Source organism: Ferrovibrio sp., from assembly GCF_017994015.1.
Taxonomy (GTDB): domain Bacteria; phylum Pseudomonadota; class Alphaproteobacteria; order Ferrovibrionales; family Ferrovibrionaceae; genus Ferrovibrio.
Window position 1 is genome coordinate 1 of sequence record NZ_JAGOLP010000032.1, and the last position, 23885, is coordinate 23885.

Annotated in this window: 24 protein-coding genes; 12 read left to right on the plus strand and 12 right to left on the minus strand. The window is 62.1% G+C overall.

Annotated elements, in window-relative coordinates; translation table 11 throughout:
• Both KBB36_RS14380 and KBB36_RS14385 read right to left on the minus strand, forming a co-directional pair.
• Positions 1-1318: divergent polysaccharide deacetylase family protein (locus KBB36_RS14380; protein WP_290982173.1), on the minus strand; the 1318-nt coding region annotated here is incomplete at its 3' end.
• Positions 1319-1451: 133 nt separating this feature from the next.
• The gene (locus KBB36_RS14385; RefSeq protein ID WP_290982176.1) at positions 1452-3734 is read right to left on the minus strand and encodes a methyl-accepting chemotaxis protein; all 2283 of its coding nucleotides are present in this window, start codon (positions 3732-3734) and stop codon (positions 1452-1454) included.
• Between the two features lie 309 nt (positions 3735-4043).
• Here KBB36_RS14385 and lexA point away from each other — a divergent pair, with 309 nt between their 5' ends.
• A complete protein-coding gene (gene lexA / locus KBB36_RS14390; protein WP_290982179.1) occupies positions 4044-4784 on the plus strand; it encodes a transcriptional repressor LexA in 741 nt (246 codons plus the stop codon).
• A gap of 49 nt (positions 4785-4833) precedes the next feature.
• Here the strand turns inward: lexA and KBB36_RS14395 are convergent, their stop codons facing one another.
• The 5 genes from KBB36_RS14395 to KBB36_RS14415 form a co-directional block, all read right to left on the minus strand.
• Positions 4834-7143: a ComEC/Rec2 family competence protein gene (locus KBB36_RS14395; RefSeq protein ID WP_290982182.1), complete on the minus strand. Its 2310-nt coding sequence runs from the start codon at positions 7141-7143 to the stop codon at positions 4834-4836.
• An 18-nt stretch (positions 7144-7161) separates the two neighbouring features.
• Positions 7162-8052: a hypothetical protein gene (locus KBB36_RS14400; protein ID WP_290982185.1), complete on the minus strand. Its 891-nt coding sequence runs from the start codon at positions 8050-8052 to the stop codon at positions 7162-7164.
• A gap of 142 nt (positions 8053-8194) precedes the next feature.
• Positions 8195-8617 carry an SPOR domain-containing protein gene (locus KBB36_RS14405; RefSeq protein ID WP_290982188.1) on the minus strand — a complete coding sequence of 141 codons (423 nt, stop codon included), beginning with the start codon at positions 8615-8617 and terminating at the stop codon, positions 8195-8197.
• Between the two features lie 62 nt (positions 8618-8679).
• Positions 8680-8889: a hypothetical protein gene (locus KBB36_RS14410; RefSeq protein ID WP_290982190.1), complete on the minus strand. Its 210-nt coding sequence runs from the start codon at positions 8887-8889 to the stop codon at positions 8680-8682.
• Positions 8890-8964: 75 nt separating this feature from the next.
• On the minus strand, positions 8965-9189 hold the full coding sequence (locus KBB36_RS14415; RefSeq protein ID WP_290982193.1) for a sulfurtransferase TusA family protein: 225 nt from the start codon (positions 9187-9189) through the stop codon (positions 8965-8967).
• 107 nt (positions 9190-9296) lie between these two features.
• On the opposite strand from KBB36_RS14415, the gene KBB36_RS14420 reads away from it, so the two are divergent.
• A complete protein-coding gene (locus KBB36_RS14420; RefSeq protein ID WP_290982196.1) occupies positions 9297-10397 on the plus strand; it encodes a YeeE/YedE family protein in 1101 nt (366 codons plus the stop codon).
• Between the two features lie 107 nt (positions 10398-10504).
• Here the strand turns inward: KBB36_RS14420 and KBB36_RS14425 are convergent, their stop codons facing one another.
• The 4 genes from KBB36_RS14425 to KBB36_RS14440 all read right to left on the minus strand — a co-directional run bounded on the left by KBB36_RS14425 (position 10505) and on the right by KBB36_RS14440 (position 13259).
• Positions 10505-11299 (minus strand): hypothetical protein, encoded by a 795-nt coding sequence (locus tag KBB36_RS14425; protein ID WP_290982199.1) that lies wholly within the window; start codon positions 11297-11299, stop codon positions 10505-10507.
• On the minus strand, positions 11259-11693 hold the full coding sequence (locus KBB36_RS14430) for a toxin-activating lysine-acyltransferase (protein ID WP_290982202.1): 435 nt from the start codon (positions 11691-11693) through the stop codon (positions 11259-11261). The genes KBB36_RS14425 and KBB36_RS14430 overlap by 41 nt, the downstream gene beginning before the upstream one ends.
• Positions 11694-11971: 278 nt before the next feature.
• Complete coding sequence (locus tag KBB36_RS14435) at positions 11972-12655, minus strand: nucleotidyl transferase AbiEii/AbiGii toxin family protein (protein ID WP_290982205.1); 684 nt, start codon at positions 12653-12655, stop codon at positions 11972-11974.
• A complete protein-coding gene (locus KBB36_RS14440) occupies positions 12603-13259 on the minus strand; it encodes a hypothetical protein (RefSeq protein WP_290982208.1) in 657 nt (218 codons plus the stop codon). Before KBB36_RS14440 ends, KBB36_RS14435 begins: the two co-directional genes overlap by 53 nt.
• 59 nt (positions 13260-13318) lie before the next feature.
• On the opposite strand from KBB36_RS14440, the gene KBB36_RS14445 reads away from it, so the two are divergent.
• The 10 genes from KBB36_RS14445 (at position 13319) to KBB36_RS14490 (ending at position 21722) form a co-directional block, all read left to right on the plus strand.
• On the plus strand, positions 13319-14275 hold the full coding sequence (locus KBB36_RS14445) for a class I SAM-dependent methyltransferase (RefSeq protein WP_290982211.1): 957 nt from the start codon (positions 13319-13321) through the stop codon (positions 14273-14275).
• A 106-nt stretch (positions 14276-14381) separates the two neighbouring features.
• Positions 14382-15089: an ABC transporter permease gene (locus KBB36_RS14450; protein WP_290982214.1), complete on the plus strand. Its 708-nt coding sequence runs from the start codon at positions 14382-14384 to the stop codon at positions 15087-15089.
• A gap of 2 nt (positions 15090-15091) precedes the next feature.
• Positions 15092-15826, plus strand: a complete 735-nt coding sequence (locus KBB36_RS14455) for an ATP-binding cassette domain-containing protein (RefSeq protein WP_290982217.1) — start codon at positions 15092-15094, stop codon at positions 15824-15826.
• A 14-nt stretch (positions 15827-15840) separates the two neighbouring features.
• Positions 15841-16692 carry a substrate-binding domain-containing protein gene (locus tag KBB36_RS14460; RefSeq protein WP_290982220.1) on the plus strand — a complete coding sequence of 284 codons (852 nt, stop codon included), beginning with the start codon at positions 15841-15843 and terminating at the stop codon, positions 16690-16692.
• A gap of 52 nt (positions 16693-16744) precedes the next feature.
• Positions 16745-17509 carry a molybdate ABC transporter substrate-binding protein gene (locus KBB36_RS14465; protein WP_290982275.1) on the plus strand — a complete coding sequence of 255 codons (765 nt, stop codon included), beginning with the start codon at positions 16745-16747 and terminating at the stop codon, positions 17507-17509.
• A complete protein-coding gene (locus KBB36_RS14470) occupies positions 17506-18537 on the plus strand; it encodes an iron ABC transporter substrate-binding protein (protein WP_290982223.1) in 1032 nt (343 codons plus the stop codon). Before KBB36_RS14465 ends, KBB36_RS14470 begins: the two co-directional genes overlap by 4 nt.
• Positions 18534-19502, plus strand: a complete 969-nt coding sequence (locus tag KBB36_RS14475) for an iron ABC transporter permease (protein ID WP_290982226.1) — start codon at positions 18534-18536, stop codon at positions 19500-19502. The genes KBB36_RS14470 and KBB36_RS14475 overlap by 4 nt, the downstream gene beginning before the upstream one ends.
• A complete protein-coding gene (locus KBB36_RS14480; protein WP_290982229.1) occupies positions 19499-20299 on the plus strand; it encodes an ABC transporter ATP-binding protein in 801 nt (266 codons plus the stop codon). The genes KBB36_RS14475 and KBB36_RS14480 overlap by 4 nt, the downstream gene beginning before the upstream one ends.
• A gap of 9 nt (positions 20300-20308) precedes the next feature.
• Positions 20309-21070, plus strand: a complete 762-nt coding sequence (locus KBB36_RS14485) for a transporter substrate-binding domain-containing protein (protein WP_290982232.1) — start codon at positions 20309-20311, stop codon at positions 21068-21070.
• A complete protein-coding gene (locus KBB36_RS14490; protein ID WP_290982235.1) occupies positions 21063-21722 on the plus strand; it encodes an SOS response-associated peptidase in 660 nt (219 codons plus the stop codon). Before KBB36_RS14485 ends, KBB36_RS14490 begins: the two co-directional genes overlap by 8 nt.
• Positions 21723-21727: 5 nt before the next feature.
• Here KBB36_RS14490 and KBB36_RS14495 read toward each other — a convergent pair whose 3' ends face one another.
• The gene (locus KBB36_RS14495; protein ID WP_290982238.1) at positions 21728-23884 is read right to left on the minus strand and encodes a hybrid sensor histidine kinase/response regulator; all 2157 of its coding nucleotides are present in this window, start codon (positions 23882-23884) and stop codon (positions 21728-21730) included.
• Position 23885: the final 1 nt, after the last annotated feature.

Here is a 23885-nt window from a genome sequence, read left to right on the forward strand (position 1 = left end):
GCGGATGGCCGATGCCGATGGCATCGCCATTGCTGCGGGCAATGCGCTCCAGCGCCGCTAGCTGCACGGCCACGCCGCCGGCCTGGCGTTCGTCATCCAGAAACAGATCGCGACCGGTGGCGGCCAGGCCACGCTGCGCCGCCAGCGGCAGACCGGCCGAGCGCGGCCCGGTATGGCTGTCGAGCCAGAAACGGCCACGCTTCTGCAATTCCTCCAGCACCACCGCCATGCCGCGCGCATCGGCGGTGAAGCGGCTGCCCATATGGTTGTTCACGCCGGCATAATCATCAAAGCGGCCCAGCGCCCAGGTCAGCCGGCGTCGCAACTCGGCCTCGTCCATGCCGACATAAAGCGCATTCGGGCCGGGATCGTTGCGTTTGGCATCCAGCGGCTCCATCGGCAGATGTAGCATGATCTCATGCCCCTTGGCGCGTGCCGCCGCACTTTGCTCGGATAGCTCGTTAGCATAACTCATGTAAGACAGCGTCAGCGGCCCAGCGATATTCACCGCACGCGCCGAATTGCGCCGGTCCAGCCCCATATCGTCGATCACGATGGCGATGAAGGGCGGCTTGGCATCGGCAGGCGCTGGCTGGGCCAATTGGCGCCAGCGTTCATCGCCACTGGTCTGCGGCGGCAACATCAAGGCGGGCTGTGCCATTGCCGTGCGCAATGCTGGCGCCGCTGGTTTCGCCGGCCCATCCTGTTTCGCCATGACGGGCGCTGCCGCGGCTGGCTCAACCAGTTTCTGCATCGGCGCCAGTTTGGTTGCCATCACGGCCAGATTGGGCAGGTCTGTGGCGGGCGGCAAAGGCTGCGCCGGCTCGGCGCTGGCAACAACTGCCGGCATCGGGGCTACTGCCGGCATTGCCTGCACAGGCGGTGGCGGCGGCGCCAAGGCCGGGCGCATTTCAGCGGCGGCTGATTGCGCCACGGGCGCCCAATCAGCCGGCAGGATCACATGGGGTTCGGGATGGGTGGCAACAGGCGCCTTGGCCACGGCATTGGCCGGCTGCACCACATTGACCAGACGCGGCACCTGAATCGTTGCCGTGGCAGATACCTGCGGCCCGCCGCCAAGGACGCTGCCCAGCACCGTGCCGCCGCCCAGCAGCGCAACCGCACCGAGCCACAAGGCCCAATTGGCGGCACCGCCCAGGCGTGCCACGCGGCGTTTGGCCTGCTGCGCCGCTTGTTTGGCTTCGGCTGGCGACACACCGGTATTTTCCTGTCCGGCACGGGCCTGCACCACGCCATAGGCCTGGGCCACCTGGGCCGGCGCACCGCCACGCGGGCGTAACCGCAAAGCGTCGCTCATCGCCCGCTCCAGATCATGTTCCGCTTGCCCGCCAGCATACCGCATCTCCGATTCGGGCCTCCGATTCGGCCCGTTGTTCGCAGAATGCTCTCTAATCCTGAGCAAGAGGTTAACGAAGTGTGGATTGGCCGCTTCAGACCCTGCCGAGTTTGAAGAAAGCCACCAGATCGGCCAGATCGCGGGCCTGATCGGCCATTGACTGGGCCGAGGCGGTGGTCTGTTCCACCAGGGCGCCGTTGCGCTGGGTCATTTCATCCATCTCGGCCACCGACTGGTTCACATCGTCCAGCCCGGAAGCCTGTTCCTGGCTGCCGATGGCAATCTCCTCGATGATGCCTGCCACACGCTTCACCGATTCAACGATGGCATCCAGGGTCGAGCCGGCCTGGCCAACCAATTTGGCGCCGTCCCGCACCTGGGTGTTGGATTCGGAGATCAGCGCCTTGATCTCCTTCGACGCATTGGCCGAACGCTGCGCCAGGGCACGCACTTCCTGCGCCACCACGGCAAAGCCCTTGCCGGCTTCGCCGGCGCGGGCCGCTTCCACGGAAGCATTCAGCGCCAGCAGATTGGTCTGGAACGCGATTTCGTCGATCAGGCCAACAATATCAACGATCTTCTGGCTGCTGCCTTCGATCCGCCCCATCGCCGCCACCACATTGCCAACCACCCGGCCACCACCCTCGGCGGTATCCTGCGCGGCAACCGCAAGCTGGCTGGCCTGGCGGGCATTATCGGCATTATGCCGCACCGTCGCGGTGATCTGCTCCATGGTGGCCGCTGTGCGTTGCAGGCTGGCTGCCTGCGCTTCGGTGCGCTGCGCCAGATCGGCGCTGCCAGCAGAGATTTCCGACGAGGCATCGCGCACCAGCCCGGCCGACTGGCCCAACCGGCCGGCAATTTCCGACAGCCTTTCGGCCAGGCTGTTGGCATCATTGGCCAGTTGCGCAAACACGCCGCGATAGCCGCCATCAATGCGGTGGCCAACATTGCCCTGCGCCAGGGCGCCCAGCATGCCGCCAAGATCGGTTAGGGCCCGCTCCACTGTGCCAAGCAGGTCGTTGACGCCGATGCCGAGGGTACGCATCACGCCCTGCAAGGCATCAGCATCAATGCGGCGGCCCAGCTCGCCGGCACTGGCGGCGCCGACAATCTGGCCGATAGCCTGTTCCAGCAAGGCTTCCTGCGCCTGGCGCTCCTGCTCAAAATCGGCCCGGCTGCGCTCCACTTCCTGTTGCAGGCGTTCATTGTCCTGCCCGGCGGTCTTGAACACATCCACCGCGCGCGCCATGTCGCCGATCTCGTCGCGCCGCGAGGTCTCGGCCAGGGTCACCGACCAGTCGCGATCCGCCAGGCGGCGCATGGCAACCGTCAGCCGGGTAATCGGCGCCGAAACCTGTGGCCCGACAAACAGCCAGCCGATCAGCGCGGCGGCGATCAGGCTGAGCACCGCCAGCACCGCCAGCACGATCAGCACTGTGCGGCCCTGGCCAGCAGCCGAAAAGGCAGCAGCATCGGCCCGCTCACGCGCGCCCTGCACCACCTGTTCCACCTTGTGGGCCAATTGCGCCGCACCATCCCGCGCCTGTTTCAGCGCCAGGCCGGCGGTCATCACCGTGCGCAATTCACCGCGCCGCAACTGGAACAGGCTGTCGCTGCTGGATCCATAAGCTTGCAGATTGCCGGCAGCGATACGAATCGCAGCTACATCCAGCAGCTTGGCCGCCTTGTCGAGATCCTGCAGGATCGTATTGTTGAGGGTGCTGAATTCATTTTGCAGCCGGGTGATTTCTTCATTATTCGGCGCCTGCGCCGCCACGCTGAGCAGGCCGGTCATCTGGTTGACCGCTGCCGCCATCTCCATCAGCGCCTGCGCACTGACCGCCATCTCGCCGCCAGCGCCCCGGCCAAGATCGGCAATCGCCTTGTCCACCAGCGGCTTGACGAGGGTTTGAAAGGCCGCAAAGTCGGCACTCAGCTTGCTCGATTTTTCCTGGCGCTGCTGGGTCCAGTCGAGCCGCGCGGTCACCGAGCGATTGATCTGGGCGATACGGCCTTGCAGGAATTCAACCGCCTTGCCGATTTCCTCAAGCTGCTCCGGGGCAGCGCGGCCGGCCTTCACCGCCTCAAGCTGCTCGGCCAGCAATTTCTGCTTTTCGGTCAGTTCAGTCAGAACGCGGGCTCGCTCCGCCTCGTCATTCGCGGCCGCCAGGGTCGGCGCCATGGCAGTAAGTTCCGCGCTGAAGGCTTTCATGTTCAGAGCGGCGGCAACTTCCGGCAGGCTTTCGCCGGTAACCCCAGCATAAGTGTTCTGCACACGGGTGAAGAACAGCGCCGCAACACCATTTGAAAGTAATGTGATCGCCGCCAGCAAGGCGATTGCGATATTCAGCTTCTGCCGGATGCCGAACGTCATGCCCGGTCCCTCCCCCTTGGATCATCCTTAGACGGCCTTTTTTCAGCGGCCTTCCACCAAGGTATAAGGGAGGTGTTGGAATGCTGCCAGATACAGCCCGGCAAGAAAAATCAAAACGGGTTTAGTGTTGAAAATTCACAGCTTTAACGAGCTTGGCCTGTGGAAAAAACCGCTTGACCCCAGGAAAGAACCTACTTAGAACATTTCGTGGGTTTCAATTTCGTTCCGACTCAGTCCACCCAAGTTTCCGGTTCCCAGGCCGGAACGGACCAGGACGGAGCGCCAAAGCCAGGCAAGGGAGACTGCGGCATGCTGACCCGGAAGCAACATGATCTGTTGATGTTCATCCATGAAAGGCTGGAGACTTCGGGCGTCTCGCCTTCCTTCGAGGAAATGAAGGAAGCGATGAAGCTGAAGTCTAAATCCGGCATTCATCGCCTGGTTACCGGCCTGGAGGAACGTGGCTTCCTGCGCCGGCTGGCGCATCGCGCCCGCGCCCTGGAAGTGCTGCGCCTGCCCGATTCGGCAGTGCCGCTGCGTGGCGCGGCCGGCGCGGCTGCGGCCCGCACCACCCCGGCGCGCAACCGCCTGATGCCGCGCGGCAGCGGCGACATGATCCAGCCGATGCAGGGCACGCCGGTCACGGTCAGCCCGTTCAATGCCCGCGATATCGTCACCCTGCCGCTTTACGGTCGCATCGCTGCCGGTACGCCGATTGAGGCCTTGCGTGATCTTTCCACCCAGATCGACGTGCCAATCGGCCTGCTCGGCAATGGCGATCATTACGCCCTGGAAGTGGCCGGCGATTCGATGGTGGATGCCGGCATCCTGGATGGCGATACCGTGGTGATCCAGCGCACCGAGAATGCCGATAACGGCACCATCGTGGTGGCCTTGGTGGATGATCTGGAAGTGACGCTGAAGCGCCTGCGCCGCAAGGGCAATTCGGTGGCGCTGGAAGCCGCCAACCCGGCCTATGAAACCCGCATCTTCGGCCCCGACCGGGTCCGCGTGCAGGGCCGTCTGGTCGGGTTGCTGCGGCGCTATTGATCCGCTGGGCATGGTTTTGAAAAAAGGGCGGCCGGATGGGCGCCCTTTTTTATTCCAGATGATTGCCGCCCAGGTCATCCATGATAATGGGCGCCTCGCCGCGCTGTGGCGCGCTATTGCTATTCACCGCATGGCCGCGTTGCGGCAGCCAGGGCTTGGCGCCGCGCTGGCCGGCAACACGCTGCACCTCCAGGCGGCTGAATGACGGCCCGCCCTCGCCATGCAGATAAATCGCATGCGCCCCCTGGCGCCAGAGATCAAAACGATCAATCACCAACCGTGCCGCCGGGCAGCGCTGGCGCACCGGAAACGGCGCCACCACAATATCCGCCGTCCGGCAATCCTCAGCCAGGGCCGCCTCGCGGCGCGGCAAGGCGATCAGCCAGCCTTTCAGCCGTGCGGTGCAGCCATCGGCATCGCAGCGCAGGCTGCCATCGGCGCCGGTGGCAAAGCCGCCGGCAGCCTGGCGCGATGGATTGGGCCAGGGCAACAGGCTGGGCGCGCCCAGCCGGCGCCACCAGCTTTCCGCCTCAAAACCGCGTGGCGCACCATTGCCGGCATTGTTTGACGTGGCGCTGAAATAATACCTGTCGCTGCCGGCATCCTTTCCGCCGGCACGCAAAGCAATGCGGCGGCCTTCCTGATTGATGATCAGATCGGGCAACGGCGTGAACCAGGGCGACGCCAGCGCGGCCAGGATTGGCAGCAGGCCAAGCCAGCGCCAGGGCAGCCGCCACAGGCAGAGCCACAGGCCGCCAAAGGCCAATGCCGCCAAGCTCCAATCCGGCATGGCCGGGATGGTTGCCACCGCGCCGGGCCAGCCGGCCACCCAGAGCGCCAGGGCAATCAAGGCTTCCACACCCCAGCCCATCGGCACCAGGGCCAGTGCTTCCAGGCCGAACGGCATCAGCGCAAAGCCCAGCATCGCCAGCGGCATGATCCAGAATGAAACCAGCGGCGAGGCCAGCAGATTGGCAATCAGCGCATAATCGGCAAAACGATTAAAATGCCAGGCGGCGAACAGGCCCGAGCCAAGCCCGGCCACGAAGGAACTGAGCAGCACGCCGCCAAGCCAGAGCATCGCCATGCGCCCGGGCCCGGCATGGCTGCGCCAGCGTGCCAAGGGCTGTTCCAGGGCCTCATAGGCGGCGATCAGCGCCGCCACGGCGCCAAAACTCATCTGGAAACCGGCATCGAGCAGGCTTTCCGGCGCCAGCACCAGCAGCAGCAAGGCTGCCAGGGCCAGGCTGCGCAGGCTGAGCGCACGACGATCCAGCAACACCGCGCCAAGCGCCAGCGCCACCATCAGGAAGGCGCGCTGGGTCGGCAAGGCCGAACCCGAAATCAGCATATAGGCCGCTGCGCCCAGCAGGGCGGCGCAGGCAGCAATTTTTTTGATCGGCCAATGCAGCGCCAGATACGGCGACAAGGCCAGCAGGCCACGGATCACCGCAAACAGGATGCCGGAAACCAGCACCAGATGCAGGCCGGAAATCGACAGGATATGCGCCAGGCCGGAATCGCGGAATGCCTCATCCACCGTTTCCGGGATCGGCCCGCGCACCCCGGTCATCAGCGCCGCCGCAATGGCGCCGTCCGCCCCATCGAGTGTCGCCAGAATCCGGGCGGTGAGCGCCTGCTGGGTATATGCCAGCCACAATCGCCAGGCATCGCCCCAACCCGGCGCCTGAAGCTGCGGCAGAATTTCCACCATCCCGGTGGCATAGCCGATGCCGCCGATACGCTGGAACCAGGCCGCGCGCGCAAAATCAAAACCGCCCGGCAGGCTTGGCCCCGGCGGCGGCCCCAGCACGGCGCGCAGCCGCACCTGATCACCCGGCTTCGGCCCAGCCATACCCTCCACCCCGCGCAGGGTGACGCGCAGCCGCGCCGGTGTTGCCGCCGGCTCCAGACGGTCGATCCAGGCGCGATCAAGCGTGAGGCGCAGGCCATTGTCGCGTGGTTCGGCCAGCAGCACGCGGCCTTCGATCAGGCTGGCCGGCAGGCGGCGTTGCAGCACGGGGGCGGCCACATTGGCGCTGCGTTCGGCGGCCAGCCAATAGCCGCTCAACAGCAGCAGCAGCGGCAATCCCGCCACCGCCCAGACCGGTCGGCGCCAAGCTAGGCCAACCAGCGCCATGGCAAGCAGGCCGCAGGCGATGCGCAAAGGCGCCAAGGCTGGTGTGAAAGGCAGCGCAAAATAGGCGGCAATGCCGCTGCCCAACAGCACCGGCAGCCACAGGAACCAGCGTTCGCGTTCTGCCAGCAATGCTGCGGCCGGGCGGAAAGCGGCAAGCGCAGCCGCATTCTGGCGCAGCCAGAGCCGCGCTTCGGTTCGCCATCCAGATGCCAGCGCCATGCAATGCGCCGGCGCGGATTATGCGGGGGGACGCAGGCGGCGGGCTTGCTCGCCCATGAATTGCTGCAACTTGTCCACCGCCTGGCGCGGCATCGGGTCCTGGCCGCTGAGCATCAAGGTCAGCGCCACACGGCTCAGCCCCAGCCTGCCGGCAAGCTGGTCAAGCGAGATCGACGCCACCTTGCAGGCCTGCGACACCGGCACCAGCGCCCCCTTATCGACATAAAAGCGGCCCCAGGTTTCCTTGACCTTGACCTTCTCGGGCAGCACCGGCAGCACCGGGCCGCGCGCCCGCGCCGGATCCAGCCGGATAGTCTCGGCAATCGAATAGCTCGGCGCCATCGAGGGGGTGACCGGCTGGGCCGGCGTGGCCGAACGGCGCGGCAACGCGCTTTCCGGCAAGGTGCTGGCAAACTCCTCCAGCTTCGGCGCATTCTCGATACCGGCGCGCAGCAGCTTTTCCACGGCGGCGATCAAAGCCTGGGCCGGCGGCGCCAATTCATGCTCATCGCCGAAGCGATCGTAATATTGCGCAATCTCGCTCAGACGGTCGAGCCGGCGAATCAGGAATTCACGCGCGCCAATCGGCAGCTTGCGGCCAGACTGGGTGATCTTCACCAGGTAGATGCGCGTGGTGTCGAGCTCCAGGATGATGACCTTCCAGCGGATCTTGGACAGATGCCTGGTAAGCGGATCGCGCTTCGGCAGGTCAAATTCCGGGATACGACCTTCCACCAGATCGACGAAGACATAAAAATGCTCGATCTTTTCAACGAAGCGTTTGTAATCCTGGAAATGCTCGCTGGCATTTTCCGGGTTGCGACAGAAATCCATCAGCTCACGGCTCTGGTTTTCCACCACGCCGATAAGCTTGAGGGTTTCCTGTACAACCGGCTTGTTCACCGTCACGCGACGTCAATCCTTGCGTCTCTGCCCAGGTTGGCCGTCAGGCCTGCCGGGTATCGTGGCTGGGGAGACCCCGAATTCTCGGAGCCACTTTAGAATAATATTAGATGTGGCGCTTTGCCTCTGCAACAAGAGAGTGTGCAGGTTATTTTGTCGCCGGCAGCGGTTCCGGCAACGGATGCGGGGCGCAGAACAAGCCCTCGCGGCGCATATCAAAGCAATAAGCCCGCGCGCCATCGCGGTCGACAAAGCCGCCCAGCAGCACGCGCACAACCTTGCCACGGCTGCCGCCCAAATCCACCTCCACATAGCGTGGCGTCAGGCCCTGCAACACTGAATGGCGCCTGGCCAAAGCCGCCCAGCCGCGTTCGGCTTCGGCCATGGCCTTGAAACTGGCGATATGGCCGGCAAAATGCAGCATCGGCGGCGGCGGGGCCGGCGGGGCAACAGGTTCAGACTGTATGACAGGCGGCGCGGGCGGTTCCGGTGCAGCCACTGGGTCTGGCGCCACCACAGGCGGCGGTTCTGGCGCGGCGCAAGCGGCCAGCAGCAAAGCCAGCAACAGCATGACGGGCCGCCCTGCCACTGGCCGGAAGCGGCGGCCGGAAGCTCGGCGCGGCTGGCTTGGGATCACTTCTCGCTGAGCTTGAACAGGTTGCGGTCCAGCAAGGCATTGACCGACACTGTCTTGGTGCTGCTGGCATCGCGCTCATTGATGAGCTGCACATGCACCACATCCTCGCTCGGGAACTGGATCAATCGCGACACGCGCCATGTGAAACCCTGGCGCTGCTCAAACCGCTGGCCTGGAACGATGTCGTTGATTGTCAGCTTTGCCATGCGGCTTCCCTACTACTTTAGTGTAGGTAAACTAGCGGATTCAAATCCTGCCGCCAACCACCCCAAAGGTCGCAATCACGCCGGATGCTGGATATTAAAAATAAAAACCCCGCCGGCTTCGCTGCTATCGAGCAATTTATAACCCGCCGCCTCGCACAAAGCAGGAATATCAGCCTGTGTCGCCGGATCGGTCGCCTCCACCCGCAGGCTGGCGCCCTTGGCCACATCCCGCATCGCCTTCTTGGTGCGCAACACCGGCAACGGGCAGGTCAGCCCGCGCAAATCCAACACCTGGCTCATCTCAGCGCCCCTTACCTTCACTTTTGCACGGTAGTTTATATAATTGCCATATCGGTTTTTGAAGCCCCGCCCGGACATGTGGGCCAGGCAAGCTGGAGCAGGCCGCGATGAATGAACTACCGGTTGCGGCTGTGGTGAATGGCGGCGGATTGCTGCTCGGGCTGGCTTTCGGCGCCCTGGTGCAGCGGACCAATTTCTGCACCATGGGGGCGATCAGCGACCTGGTGCTGATGGGTGACGCCAGCCGGTTGCGCGCCTGGCTGCTGGCCGCCGGCATTGCCATCCTGGGCAGCCAGGGCTTGCATATGAGCGGCCAGGTTGATCTTGGCGCCGCCATCTATGCCACGCCCAATCTGGGCTGGCTCGGCGCGCTGCTTGGCGGCGCAGCGTTTGGCTTCGGCATGGTGCAGGCCGGCGGCTGCGGCAGCCGCAGCCTGGTGCGGCTCGGCGCCGGCAATCTCAAATCCCTGGTTGCCCTGCTGGTGCTGGGCATCACCGCCTATGCCACCTTGCGCGGCCTGTTCGGCCCGGTGCGGCAATGGCTGGAAGGTATCAGCGCCATTGATCTCAAGGCTTTTGGCATCAGCAGCCAGGCCCTGCCGGTGCTGCTGGCCAAGGCCGGCTTGCCGGCCGAACCCGCTCGCGCCGCCCTGGCCCTGCTGCTCGGCACCGGCCTGGCCGGCTACGCCCTGGCCGATGCCGGCTTTCGCGCCAAGCCGCGGCTGGTGCTGTCCGGCATTGGCGTCGGGCTGATCGTGGTGGCCGGCTGGGCCATCACCGGCATTCTCGGCCGCGATGATTTTGACCCGACGCCGCTGGCCTCGGTCACCTTCGTCGCCCCCATCGGCGACAGCCTGGTCTATCTGATGACCTTCACCGGCGCGGCCCTGACTTTCGGCATCAGCAGTGTCGGCGGCATGATCCTGGGCGCCTTCATCACCGCCAAGCTGGATGGCAGTTTCCGCATCGAAAGTTTCACCAGCCGCGATGATCTGATCGGCCATCTGCGCGGCGGCGCGCTGATGGGCATCGGCGGCGTGTTTGCGCTCGGTTGCAGCATCGGCCAGGGCCTCACCGGGCTATCCACCCTGGCGCTGAGCAGTTTCCTGGCGATTGCCGGCATCGCCTTCGGCGCCGTGCTGGCCTTGCGCACACTGGAAGAAGGCAGCATCGCCGCCGCCTGCCGCGTCATGTTTGGCGCGCGTTGATTCAGCTGCTGTTTCCGCCAGTGGTGTTGTAATGATTATCCAGGCTCAAATGGTGAAAGGCTTCCACTCCGAACTGGATGAAGCTTCGGACTCAAGTCACTGTGTGTTTAGCCCCCGCTATTCCGATTGATTATTCGCGCACCCAATCTGCCTACTCCAATATTCTGAAAGAACTGTGACAAAACAGTAACTATTAAAAAAGCAATAGAATACATCAAAATGACTAAGCCACCAAATATAATATTGAAAAAAATATTTGATGAAATATTTTTCGCAGAATATCCAAAGCCAAAGTACAATAAATGTAGGGTAGGCACGAGAATTGCTGCAATACAAAAAATCATGAATAAAACAACAATCCAATTATATTTTTCTTTTACGGTAATAACCGGCGAAATCATAAGAATTATAATAATATATGCCCATAAAAACTTTAAATTATTCTCAAAAAGTGGCAAATAAATGATTGAGCGATGCACTCTCACATCACTCAGAGATTGATAATAATCTATAGCCGGAACATGACCTGCAAAAAAATTTAGAAAAGATAATGTTATCACATTCCACTCCCTCCAAAAATCATTCATAAAATGGAATAGAACTACACTCAGCGTGCAATAAATAATCGGCAGGCCGTAAGTATATTTTATTACATTTGGAGAATATGAATATATATTTTTGCGATAAAATGAATAAATCAAAGCAATAAACCCAATAGAAGATGCCGGCAGCAACAATAGTAATGCATTGATGCTTTCTGTTGTGTTGTATGCTATGATACCGATCAAAACCAATCTCGCAAAATAGGTATCAATCAGTAATTCATATTTTTTTAGCAGCGGGAGCGGTGGATCATGTATATTATACATGGAAATTTCTACTTTCAAAATCACCGCAAGCATTCATTTCTTGACCTCTGAGAATTCTTATTTCCACCCCCTCGAAAACTGTCGCGCTGAGTATTACGAGCACTGCCTGGAGATCGTCCGCGGCCACCACAAAATCAATCAACCACAATTGGCTGCCAGAGGCCCAATCGCCAGGCCGCAGCCGCAGATTGCCGGCTTCAAGGCGGGCATCCACGTCTTCGCTGACGCAGGCCCAACTGGCATAGGCAATCGGCGCCCCATTGCGGCACAGCAGCCTGTATTGGCCAAGCGCCACCGGCGGCATCACCAGCCATTCAAGATCAGAGAGAAACAGGAATTTGTGCAGATGAGAGTATGACAAGAAGGAAATAACCGCCCCGAGTGCATGATGGGAGTCTTCCTGGGATTGCAAATTAATCTCTGACACGGATAATTCGCTGTTATTTTTAAGCCATATACACACCAGAGTTTATTAGAACTCAGCGGATAAACCATAAAAAAATTGAAAACGTGACGCAAGCGAATAAAAATACCAGGTGATTAATCCCAGCATGGGATGGAGTAAATTTGTCAACATCACATGCTGGGCCTAAACACATGGGCAATACAATAGTTTCGGCAGTTTTTGGGATGCAATCGCCTCAATTGCCAACCGGCGAGAGCGCTATACTTCCGACAGCGTTCAAGGCAAGTCAGCCGCCTTGGTCATTTGCCGCGTAGCAAAAAATCATCAATGGCAGCAAGGCAACGCTGAGGGGCGTCCTGCAATAGGGCCTGTCCCGTAGTTGTTGGATTCACATCGTTCAGCACATTCGCTTCATAATCCGCCTGCATCGTCGCAATGCGGTCTCGAAGGCGTGGCAGATTGTCCAGATTAACAGCAAAAGCTTGATTTGCCGCCGCGGGCAACAGTTGAGCGATTGCTCCAAGATCAAAAACATCGCGGCGCTTAAACTGGCTCGAACGGTAGCGAATTTTCTTAGCGAGAATTTCCGCCGGCGTTTCAAGTTTGACAATCCAATGCTTGAACGGCCAATCGGTCGTTGGCGCCTCGGTCATAAACTTTGAAATGAGGATATCGATTTCACCAAGCTCAGGTCCAAGCTCAAGCTTGAGGTAGTTACCGGGAAATTGCCAGGAGCCGTGATGCGCCGCGATTAATGCTTTTACGGCTGGATTCTTGTTGGGATTATAGTAATCGAAGACATCGGCCGACCGATAGAATAGGTCGATGTCATAGCTGATCCGATGATTGATATGGACCGCCAGCGCCGTGCCACCACCGAACGAGAATGGCAGATGGTCTTCTAAGCCTGCTTCAATCTTTAGGATAGATTCAAGCAGCTGCTGCCAGACGCTCGCGTGCCATTTCACGGATCCAATCGGCATGAGGGGCTTGCTCCAAATTCCAAAGCTTCTGGCTCGCTGCCAGTAATGGAAAATCCACGATGCCGCCCAGAACTATGTCATGAATTGTCTCGGGCGCCACTTCAGTGAAAAAGGCCTCCACATGTGGGCGCCATTGCTCCTGTTCTGGCTCGATTAAGGCTTGCAGGAATGTCGCAGCATTAATGGGCTTGGGCCGCGGTACATTGATCGTGACCAGGGCACGCTGAAACGCCCCGCCCCCATCAACCAACTGACTGATCCGCTTTTGCAACGCTAAAACACGCCCCTCCTCAGGCGAGAGCAAAATATCCCGCCGCACAAAACCTGCTTCCCGCTTCTTGCTGCGGTAACGCCGCATCCGGGCTGTAATAGTGCGATCCTTAGCCATATAGACTGTATACCGGTATACGTATGTTTTGATCAAGGGTAATTTTAATTTCATAATATCAACGCCAGCATGCTGCGCGCCGCGATTACGCGGCTGACGAAAGCGCGAACATAGCGGGTTGATCGTATCAACATCGCAGATGCGGTTTGCACCCTGATGCTGGCGGCGTTTATCCTGGCCGCACACGACAATTGAAGCCGCTTGAAGCGCCCGCATTTTTCCGGGCGCTGCCGTGATTATTTTTCAAACACACCAACACAAGAAAGGGGAAAACCATGCCGGACAGCCAGGAGGATTTTTCATCCACCAATCAGAGCAAGGCGGATTTCAGCAGCATCTATGTGCAGCCCGATCCACGCAGCTATTTCCGCATCCTTGGTGGCCTGGGCTATGCCATCCCGCATCTGGCGCGGCCGATTTTTGACCAGGTGATCGAGGCCCGGCAGCGCGCCAAGGGCGGCCCGATCACGGTGCTGGATCTGGGCTGCTCCTACGGCATCAATGCCATCCTGATGAAATACGCGCTGAGCTATGACCAATTGGTGGAGCGTTATGATGCGCTGGCGCAGCAGACACTGACATCAAGCGAGTTATTGCAACTCGACAAACATTTCCTCGCCGCCTGGCCGCGCAAGCGCGATATCCGCGTGATTGGCCTGGATGTTTCGCGCCAGGCGGTGGGTTATGCCGAAGCCTGCGGTGCGCTGGATATCGGCATTGTGGCCGATCTGGAAAACGATCCGGTGCCGGCCTGGGCGCTGCCTGAACTGGCCAAGGTGGACCTGATCGTTTCCACCGGCTGTGTTGGCTATGTCACCAGCAAGAGCTTTGAGAAACTGGTGGCTTGCAGCGCGCAGGCGCCGTGGGTCGGCTCGTTTGTGCTGCGCATGTTTGACTATGCCGGCATTAGCCACACTCTGCGCGGCCATGGCCTGCAAACCGAAAAATTCGAGGGTGCCAGTTTTGTGCAGCGCCGCTTCCGCGACGAAGAAGAAATGCGTGGCACGCTGGACGCTCTGGCACGGCGCGGCATCAGCCCGGCGGCCAAGGAAGCCGATGGCCTGTTCCATGCCGAATTCTTCTGCTCACGCCCACCGGCCATCTGCGCCGCCGAACCGGTGCAGAAACTGGTATCGGTCAGCAGCGGGGTGAACCGCAGTTATGGCCGCCGCCCGCGCCCGAATTCGAGTGCGCGTTCAGCCAAGGCAGCATCCCGCGCCCTGGCTTCCTGACCGCCCACCGGATTTTGGCAACAAAGTAATTTGTTGCCAAAATCACTTTATTTATCAATCAGTTATTCGGTTGAAGCGGCGCCTTACTTTCGTATAGTCATGGCGCATGAACACGGTTGGCGAAGCCTTCACCCTGGCGCTCAAGATGATGTGGCAGCTTGATGCCGAGCTGCTGCGCATTGTCTGGCTGTCACTGCGGGTCAGCCTCACCGCCGTGCTGGTGGGCAGCCTGATCGGCCTGCCCTTAGGCGCCCTGCTCGCCCTCACCCGCTTTCCAGGCCGCAATGCCTGCATTGTGGTGCTGAATGCCTGTATGGGCCTGCCGCCGGTGGTGGTGGGATTGATCGTCTACCTGATCCTGTCGCGCTCCGGCCCGCTGGGCCAGCTTGGCTGGCTGTTCAGCCCGGCCGGCATGGTGGTGGCGCAGGTGGTGCTGATCACGCCGATTGTGGCTGCCCTGTCGCGCCAGATCATCGCCGATCTGTGGCGCGAATATGAAGAGCAGTTGCGCTCGCTTGGCCTCACGCCGCTCAAGGCCATTGCCACCTTGCTGTGGGATGGCCGCTACAGCCTGTCCACCGCCGTGCTGGCCGGTTTTGGCCGCGCCATTGCCGAGGTGGGCGCCATCATCATCGTGGGCGGCAATATCGCCGGCATCACCCGCACCATGACCACCGCCATCTCGCTGGAAACCAGCCGTGGCGACCTGGCCCTGGCGATGGCGCTGGGCATTGTGCTGCTCAGCATCGCCATCGGCATCAATGCTGCCGCCACCACGCTGGGCAGCGCAGCGCAGCGGGCGCAGGGCGGTTGACCATGCATGCTCCCGCCGCGCTGCTGCCGCTGAATCTGGTGCAGGTCTGCTTCGAAGCCGGCGGGCAACAACTTATCAATGATGTGTCGTTGAGTTTTACGCCCGGCCCGCCCACCATCATCCTGGGGCCGAATGGCGCCGGCAAAAGCCTGCTGCTGCGGCTGTGCCATGGCTTGCTGCAACCCAGCAGCGGCCAGGTGTTATGGCAGGGCAGCGCGGCGCAGAATGCCGATCTGCTGCGCTTTGGCCAGGCCATGGTGTTTCAGAAACCGGTGCTGCTGCGCCGTTCGGCTGTGGCCAATGTGGAATTTCCGCTCAAGCTGCGTGGCATGTCGCGCCGGCAACGCCGTGAACGGGCCATGGCGGCGCTGGAACATGTTGGCCTGGCTGCCTTGGCCGAACGCCCGGCGCGGGTGTTGTCAGGTGGCGAGCAGCAGCGTCTGGCACTCGGCCGCGCCTGGGCACTGGCGCCGCAAATCCTGTTTCTCGATGAACCCACCGCGGCGCTTGATCCGAATGCCACCCGGCAGGTGGAGGAGATCATTGCCGGCATCAGCCAGAGCGGCAGCAAGATCGTGATGACAACACATGATCTTGGCCAGGCCCGGCGCCTGGCCAGCGAGGTGATTTTCCTGCATCGCGGCCGCCTGGCCGAGCGCAGCCCGGCCACCGAATTTTTCAACCAACCGCGCAGCGAGGCGGCACAAGCCTTCCTGAACGGCGATCTCACCTGGTGAATGGAGGAAACATCATGTTCAAAAATATGTTGAGCCGCAGGTTTATACTCAACACCCTAGCCGCTGGCGCCCTGTTGCTGGGTGCAGGCATTGCCCAGGCACAGGACAAATTCATTGTAGTGGCATCCACCACGTCCACTGAACAATCCGGGCTGTTCGGCCATATCCTGCCGATCTTCACCCGGAAAAGCGGTATTGCCGTGCGCGTGGTGGCGCAAGGCACCGGCCAGGCGCTGAAGACCGGCGAAAAGGGCGATGCCGATGTGGTGTTTGTGCATGATGCCGTGGCAGAGCAGAAATTCGTTGAGGCCGGCTGGGGCGTGGATCGCCGCCTGGTGATGTATAATGACTTCGTCATCGTCGGCCCGAAGGCCGATCCGGCCAAGGTGGCCGGCGGCAAGGATGCGCTGGCTGCCTACAAGAAGATCGCCGCCGCCAAAGCGCCGTTTGCTTCGCGTGGTGACAGTTCCGGCACCCATGCCGCCGAATTGCGGCTGTGGAAGGAAGCCGGCATTGAGCCCAAGGCCGGCGGCGACTGGTACCGCGAGACCGGCTCAGGCATGGGGCCGACGCTGAACACCGCCAGCGCCATGAATGCCTATGCCTATACTGATCGCGGCACCTGGCTGAACTTCAAGAATCGCGGCGAGCTCAGCATTGTTGTGGAAGGCGATACCCGGCTGTTCAACCAATATGGCGTGATGCTGGTCAATCCGGCCAAGCATGCCCATGTGAAAGTGGAGATGGCCAAGGCGTTCATCGACTGGCTCACCAGCACTGAAGGCCAGGCTGCCATCGCCAGCTACAAGATCAATGGCGAGCAACTTTTTTTCCCGAACTACAAGCCCGGCGCCCAGGCGAGTTGAAAGCCGGCCTATGCTGTCACTATGTCGCCCCCTTGCCCTCGGTCTGCTGCTGATGCTGGCTGAGGGGCAGGCCATGGCCCAGGAAGCCGTCCGCGTTTACGCGGCCGGCAGCCTGCGGGCGGTGATGACCGAGATCGGCGCAGCCTTCCGCGCCGATAGCGGCATCAGCATCGCCGGCACCTATGGCGCCTCCGGCCTGCTGCGCGAGCGGATCGCCAAGGGCGAGACGGCCGAGATTTTTGCCTCGGCCAACATGCAGCATCCGCAGCAATTGAGCCAGAGCGGCAGTTTTGGTCCGACCCGGCTGTTCACCCGCAACGAGATGTGCGCCCTGGTCCATCCGGCCGAGCCGGCCAATAGCGAAACCTTGCTGACGCGGATGCTCGACAACGGCGTGCGGCTTGGCACTTCCACACCGAAAGCCGATCCCTCCGGTGATTACGCCTTCGAGGTATTCGCCAAGGCCGAGACAATGCGGCCCGGCGCCCGCGCCAAGCTGGAAGCCAAGGCGCTGCAATTGACCGGCGGGCCAAACTCGCCGCCGCCGCCACCCAGCCGCAATGTCTATGGCATGCTGGTGGAACAGGGCCATGCCGATATCTTCCTGACTTACTGCACCAACGCCGTGCTGGCCCGCCGCGAGGTGCCGGCCTTGCGTCAGGTGGCGTTGCCACAGGCTTTGGCGGTGGGGGCCGATTATGGTCTGGCCGTGGCGCGGAATGCACGCGGCGAGGTACAGCGTTTTGCCGATTTCATCCTCTCGCGCCAGGGCCAGGCGATCCTGTCCCGCCATGGCTTTGCCGCCATTGCGCCATGAAGCGGTTCACCCGGCGCAGCCTGCTTGGCGCGGCCCTGGCCCTCCAGGCCGGTGGAGCCTCCCGGGCGCAACCGGCCGAGCGCAGCCTTACCGACGATGCCGGCCGCCGCGTGCTGCTGCCGGCCCGGGTGGAGCGGATTTTCGCCGCCGGCCCGCCGGCTTCAATCCTGCTGCATGCCTTGGCGCCGGAGAAGCTGATCGGCTGGACCACGCCATTCCGCGAAGCCGAAAAACCCTTCATGCCGCCTGCCGCCCTGGCACTGCCGGCGCTGGGCCGGCTGACCGGGCGCGGCGGCAGTGTCAATCTGGAAAGTCTGCTCGCCGCCAGGCCGGACCTGATCTTCGATTACGGCACGGTCAGCCCCACTTTTGCCTCGCTGGCCGACCGCGTGCAGGCACAAACCGGCATTCCTTATATCCTGCTGGATGGCGCGCTCGACAAACAGGCCGGTAGCATCCTGGCGCTCGGCGCTGCCCTTGGCGAAACGCCGCGCGCCACAGCCCTGAGCGCCTGGGTGACAGAGAGCATGGCGGCGCTGGATACACGGCAGGCCGGCTTCAGCGGCAAGCCACCGCGTGTCTATTACGGGCGCGGCCCGCGCGGCCTGGATACCGGCATGGCCGGCTCGATCAACACCGAACTGATCGAACGGCTTGGCGCGGTGAATGTCGCCGCCGCCCTCGGGCGCGGCGGTCTGGCGCAGGTTTCGGTGGAACAGGTGCTGGCCTGGGCGCCCGACATCATCATCACCATTGATCCGAATTTTTTCCAGTTGCTGCGCGACGATCCGATCTGGCGCAACATGCCGGCGGTGCGCGCCGGGCGCTGCTTCCTGGCACCGAACCTGCCCTTTGGCTGGATCGACTTTCCGCCCGGCCTGAACCGCCTGCTGGGACTGGACTGGCTGGCGCGACGGCTCTACCCGGCGCTGTTCAACGACGATCCGCACCCCTTTGTGCGCGAAGCCTATCGCCGGCTCTATCATCGCGAACCGGATACGGCGCAGCTGGCGCAGTTGCTGGCATGAAGCGGCCGGGTATTGTGTTTGCCTGCGTCACGCTGGCCCTGCTGCTGCTGGCCATCATCGCGCTGGGCATCGGGCGCTATCCGATCAACCTGTTCGGGCCGCTGGATGCCACGGCGCAGGATGTGCTGCTGCGTATCCGCGCGCCGCGCGTGCTGGCTGCGCTGCTGGTCGGCGCCGCCCTGGCGGCAGCCGGTGCCGCCTATCAGCAGCTTTTCCGCAATCCGCTGGTTTCGCCCGATATCCTCGGTGTTTCAGCCGGCGCGGCGCTTGGCGCAGTGCTTGGCATTTTCCTGTCCAAAGATGTTGTGACCATCCAGGCCATGGCTTTCCTGGGCGGGATCATCACTGTGACGCTGGTTTACTGGATCGGCAACGCCGTGCGCGGCCATGATCCGTTGCTCACCCTGGTGCTGGCCGGGGTGCTGATCGGCGCGCTGGCCGGCGCCGGCGTCGGCCTGCTGAAATACACCGCCGATCCCTATAACCAGCTTCCGGCCATCACCTTCTGGCTGCTCGGCAGCCTGGCCGGCATCGCCCCCGCCGACCTGCTCGGCGCCCTGCCCGCCGTTTTGATCGGGCTGCTGCCGCTCTGGCTGCTGCGCTGGCAGATCGATACCTTGTCGCTCGGCGACGAGGAGGCCCGCGCCCTCGGCGTGGCGGTGCGCCCGGTGCGGCTGCTGGTGGTGGCCGGCGCCACGCTGATCACCGCCGCCGTGGTTTCGGTGGCCGGCATCATCGGCTGGGTTGGCCTGCTCGTGCCGCATATGGCGCGGCTGCTGGTCGGGCCGCGTTTTGTGTTGCTGCTGCCGGCCAGCCTGCTGCTCGGCGCCGGCTACATGCTGGCGGTGGATACGCTGGCGCGCGGCATGGTGGCGCTGGAGATCCCGCTCGGCATCCTTACCGCCCTGCTCGGCACGCCGGTATTCCTCTGGGTTTTGCTGAAGGCCAGGCGGCGCTGGCAATGAGCGGCTTGGAAACCCACAACCTTGCCATCGGCTATGCCGGCCGGCGCATTGCCGATGGCCTGAATCTGACCTTGCGGCCCGGTGAAATCCTCTGCCTGCTCGGCCCCAACGGCATCGGCAAAAGCACCTTGTTCCGCACCCTGCTTGGCCTGCAACCGGCCCTGGCCGGCAGCGTGCAGGTGCAGGGCGACACCCTGGCAATGCTCAATCCGCGCCGCCTTGCCCAGCGCATCGCCTATGTGCCGCAGGCGCAGAGCGGCAGCTTCCCCTTCACGCTGTTTGACATGGTGCTGATGGGCCGCACCGCGCATCGCGGCCTGTTTGCCGCGCCCAGCCGTCACGATCACAGTGTCGCCGCCGCCGCCTTGCAGCGCCTCGGCATCTCGGCCCTGGCTGATACAATCTACACGCGGCTTTCAGGCGGTGAACGGCAGCTTGGCCTGATCGCCCGTGCGCTCGCCGCCGAGGCGCCGCTGATGCTGCTCGACGAGCCGACCGCCAATCTGGATTTTGGCAATCAGGCCCGTGTGATGGCGGAATTGCGCGGCCTGGCCGATAGCGGCATCGGCATATTGTTCACCACCCACGATCCGGATCAGGCGCTGGCCTATGCCGACCGCGTGCTGCTGCTCGGCCCCGCGGGCTTCCAGGCCCAGGGCAGCCCGCGAGAAACGCTGACGGCGGAAAACCTGCATCGGCTTTACGGCATCGGTGTTTCCCTGGCCGATGTGGCACTGCCCGGCGGCGGCAGCCGCCGCATCTGCCTGCCCCTTTCGGAGCGGCATGAAACTGCGTAACGTCGCGCCATGTTCCGCTCTCTCCTGGCAGTATTGCTGCTCTGGCTTGCCGCCCTCGCGCCAGCCGCCGCACAACCCTTGCGGCTGGCCACCGGCAATGATTATGCGCCCTTTGCCGACCAGCACGAGCCGGAGGGTGGCGCCCTCACCGCCCTGGTGCGGGCGGCCTTCGCTGCCATCGGGCGCGATACCGAAGTGACCCACACTTCCTGGAACCGCGCGCTGGAAGAAACCCGGCAAGGCCGTTTCGATGTTACCGCGCCTTATGTTCTGGGGCCGGAACGCCAAGCATACTTCCTGAATTCAAGTATTTTACTGCCGGTGGATAGCTACATCCTGAGTGCTGCACGGCGTGAGCCGAAGCTGCCATTGAGTAATGCCACCCCGCCGGATGGGCTTGGCCATCGCGCCTGCGTACCGCTGGGCTGGCATCCACATGCTGTGCTACAGCCGTTGCTCGATAATGGCAGCGCGATCCGCATCGATCCGGCCTATGCCGCCTCCTGCCTGAAAATGATCCTGGCCGATCGTGCCGATTTTTTCATCGTCAACAAGCCGGTGGCCTGGCATCTGATGCGTAGAGAAACGCTGACGCCGCAACAATTCCGTTTCTCCGAACAGCCCGTGGGGCGCACCTCGCTGCATCTGCTGATATCGCGTGCGCATCCCGATGCCCTGAAGCTGCTGGCCGATTTTGAACGCGGCCTTGATAATATCCGCAGCGATGGCAGCGCCGAGAAATTGCTGCGCCGGCTTGGAGTGGTTGAATAACGCGATGTGCGGCCGCTTCGCCCTCACCGTGACAATGGAAGTGCTGGCGCAGATGTTGCCTGTGCCGGAGCGGCCGAACCTTCCGCCGCGCTGGAATATCGCGCCAACGCAAAGCACCTTGGTGGTTATCCGGCAGGCCGATAGCAACCATCTGTGCATGATGCGCTGGGGCTTTGCCGGCCCGAACAACGCCCCGCTGATCAATGCCCGCGCCGAAACCGCCGCCAGCAAACCCAGCTTTCGCGCCGCCTTTGCCGGGCGGCGCTGCCTGGTGCCGGCCGACAGCTTCTATGAATGGCAGCCGCTGGCGGATGGGCGCAAGCAGCCCTGGCGTGTTGGCCTGCGGGACGGCGCGCCGTTCTGCATGGCCGGATTATGGGAAGAAGCCGTGGACAAGGATGGTGTGCCGGAGCCACGCTTCACCATCCTCACCATCCAGGCCAATGCCTATCTGGCACCACTGCATGAACGCATGCCGGTGATCCTGGCGCCAGAGCAATATGCCCGCTGGCTGCAAGAAGACGATACGGCGCAAGACCTGCTGCGGCCTTATCCAGCCGAGGCGATGGCGCGGTATCGTGTCAGCGATGTGGTCAATGCGGTGAAAAACGACGGGCCGGCATGCTTCGCGCGGCTGAGCCAGGTCGGCTAGATTTTTTAGGACAAGCGACTACGCAACACAGTCACCAGCACTTCGGCCAGCACAGCCAGATCAATCGGCTTGACGATGTAATCAACAAAGCCGGCCGCCTTGGCGCGCTCAATATCCTGCGGCAGGGCATTGGCGCTGACCGCAATCACCGGAATCTGCGCCAGTTCTGGAGCCTGCCTCAATTGCCGCAGCAAGGAATAGCCATCCTCTCCCGGCATATGGATATCGGTGAGGATCACATCCGGGCGACGCTGCTCTGCCAGTGCCAGGCCAGCTTTCACATTGGCTGCCTCAATCAGCCGTAGGCGCGGCATGGTGGCCAGCACATGCTGCATCAGCAGGCGATTATTCGGATTGTCCTCCACATAGAGCACCACCGCCTGCACGGCTTGCAATGACGCGCCAATCCGCGCCGGCGCCGCCCCCTGCGAAAAGGTAGCGGCGCGCGCGATTGGCAGGTCTACCCAGAAGCGACTGCCCTCGCCTGCCACGCTGGTGAAACCAACCCGGCCGCCCATCAATTCCGCCAGCCGTTTGCTGAGTGACAAGCCGATGCCGCTGCCCTCAATCGCCAGATTCTCACGCCCCAGGCGATTGAACGGCTGAAATAATTCAGCCTGCCGCTCGGCCGGAATGCCAAGGCCGGTATCATTCACCGCGATCCGCACCCAGGTATCGTCAATCACCGCAAAATCAAACCAAACGCGGCCCTGGCGACGGTTATACTTCACCGCATTGGAGCCGAAATTGATCAATATCTGGATCAGCCGAGTACGATCCAGCAGCACCGGCGGCATCGTGGCGCCAAAATCACCGGCCTCGATCTGCACATCATACAGCGTCGCCTCGCGCCCGAGCGCCGCCATCACGGATTTCATCGCCTCCACCACTGACACACTTTCGCGGTCGATGGATAATTTTCCGGCCTCGATCTTGGCCAATTGCAGGATGTCGTCGATCAGATTCAGCAGATGCCGGCCGCTGACGATAATCGCCTCGGCGAATTCTCCCTGTTTCTGGGTCAAGGCACCGTAAAAGCCACCTTGCAGCAACTGGCCAAAACCCAGAATGCCATTCAACGGCGTGCGCAATTCATGGCTCATTGCCGCCAAAAAATCAGACTTGGCCTGATTGGCCAACTCGGCTTCCTGCTTGGCAAACCGTAATGCCTGCTCCACCGCCAGGCGTCGTTTGGCCTGCATCGCCAGCATGAAACCAAGCAGCGCAATCAACAGCACCAGAATACCCACCAGCGGCGCGCGGCGCAGTGCATTGTCGCGCGAGGCGGCAAATACCTCATTCTCATCCAGCGCCGCCAGCACAATCAGCGGATAGCCTTGCAGCCGGCGAAAACTGACAATGCGCCGCACGCCATCCGGTTCAAAAGCCATTGTGCTGCTGCCGGCCGCCACAGCCTCGGCCTGGCGCGCCAGTTCGGCGCTAAAGGGAAAAACCTGAGCAATATCGGCAGGCTGGAATGGCCGATGCGCCAGCAATCGGCCCTGGCCGGTCATCAGCGCTATAATGCCGTGTGCGCCAATATCGAAGGAATCGAAATAGCGCTGGAAATTCGCCAGATCGATGGGCGCGATGACCAGACCGCCGAAACTGCCATCCGGGTTGTTCACCCGGCGCGACAGTGGGATCACCCAGCTATTGCTGGCACGGCCAAATACCGGCGCGCCGATGAACAGTGTCTTGTCGGCCACGGCCTGATGATGCTGGTAAAAATCCCGGTCGATATAAACCGTCCGCTGCGGTACTGCCTGGGAATCGACCTGCGATACGCCGAGCGCATCAATATACAGGATACGCCGCACCAGCGGCATCGCCTCGGCCTGAGCCTGTAACACCTGATGCAACCGCCCCAGCGCCGCCTCCCCGGTGCCTTCCTGCTCGATGCGCCGCGCCAAGCCGGCCAGCACAGTATCAATGGTCTGGAAAGCATCGGCGGCATGCTGCTCGGCAGAGCGTGCCAGATTCTCGGTGGTGCGTCGGGCATCGCGGGTATCGCCGTTGCGATCAAAGACAAAATTCGCAAATTCAAGGGCGAGAATGGCAGCGCAAACCAGGCCGACAAAAGCAACGATGGTCGATTGAATCGACACCCGCCCCAGACCGGCCCAATATCGCCGCCATGCCTCGCGCATTGCCTTTGCCATG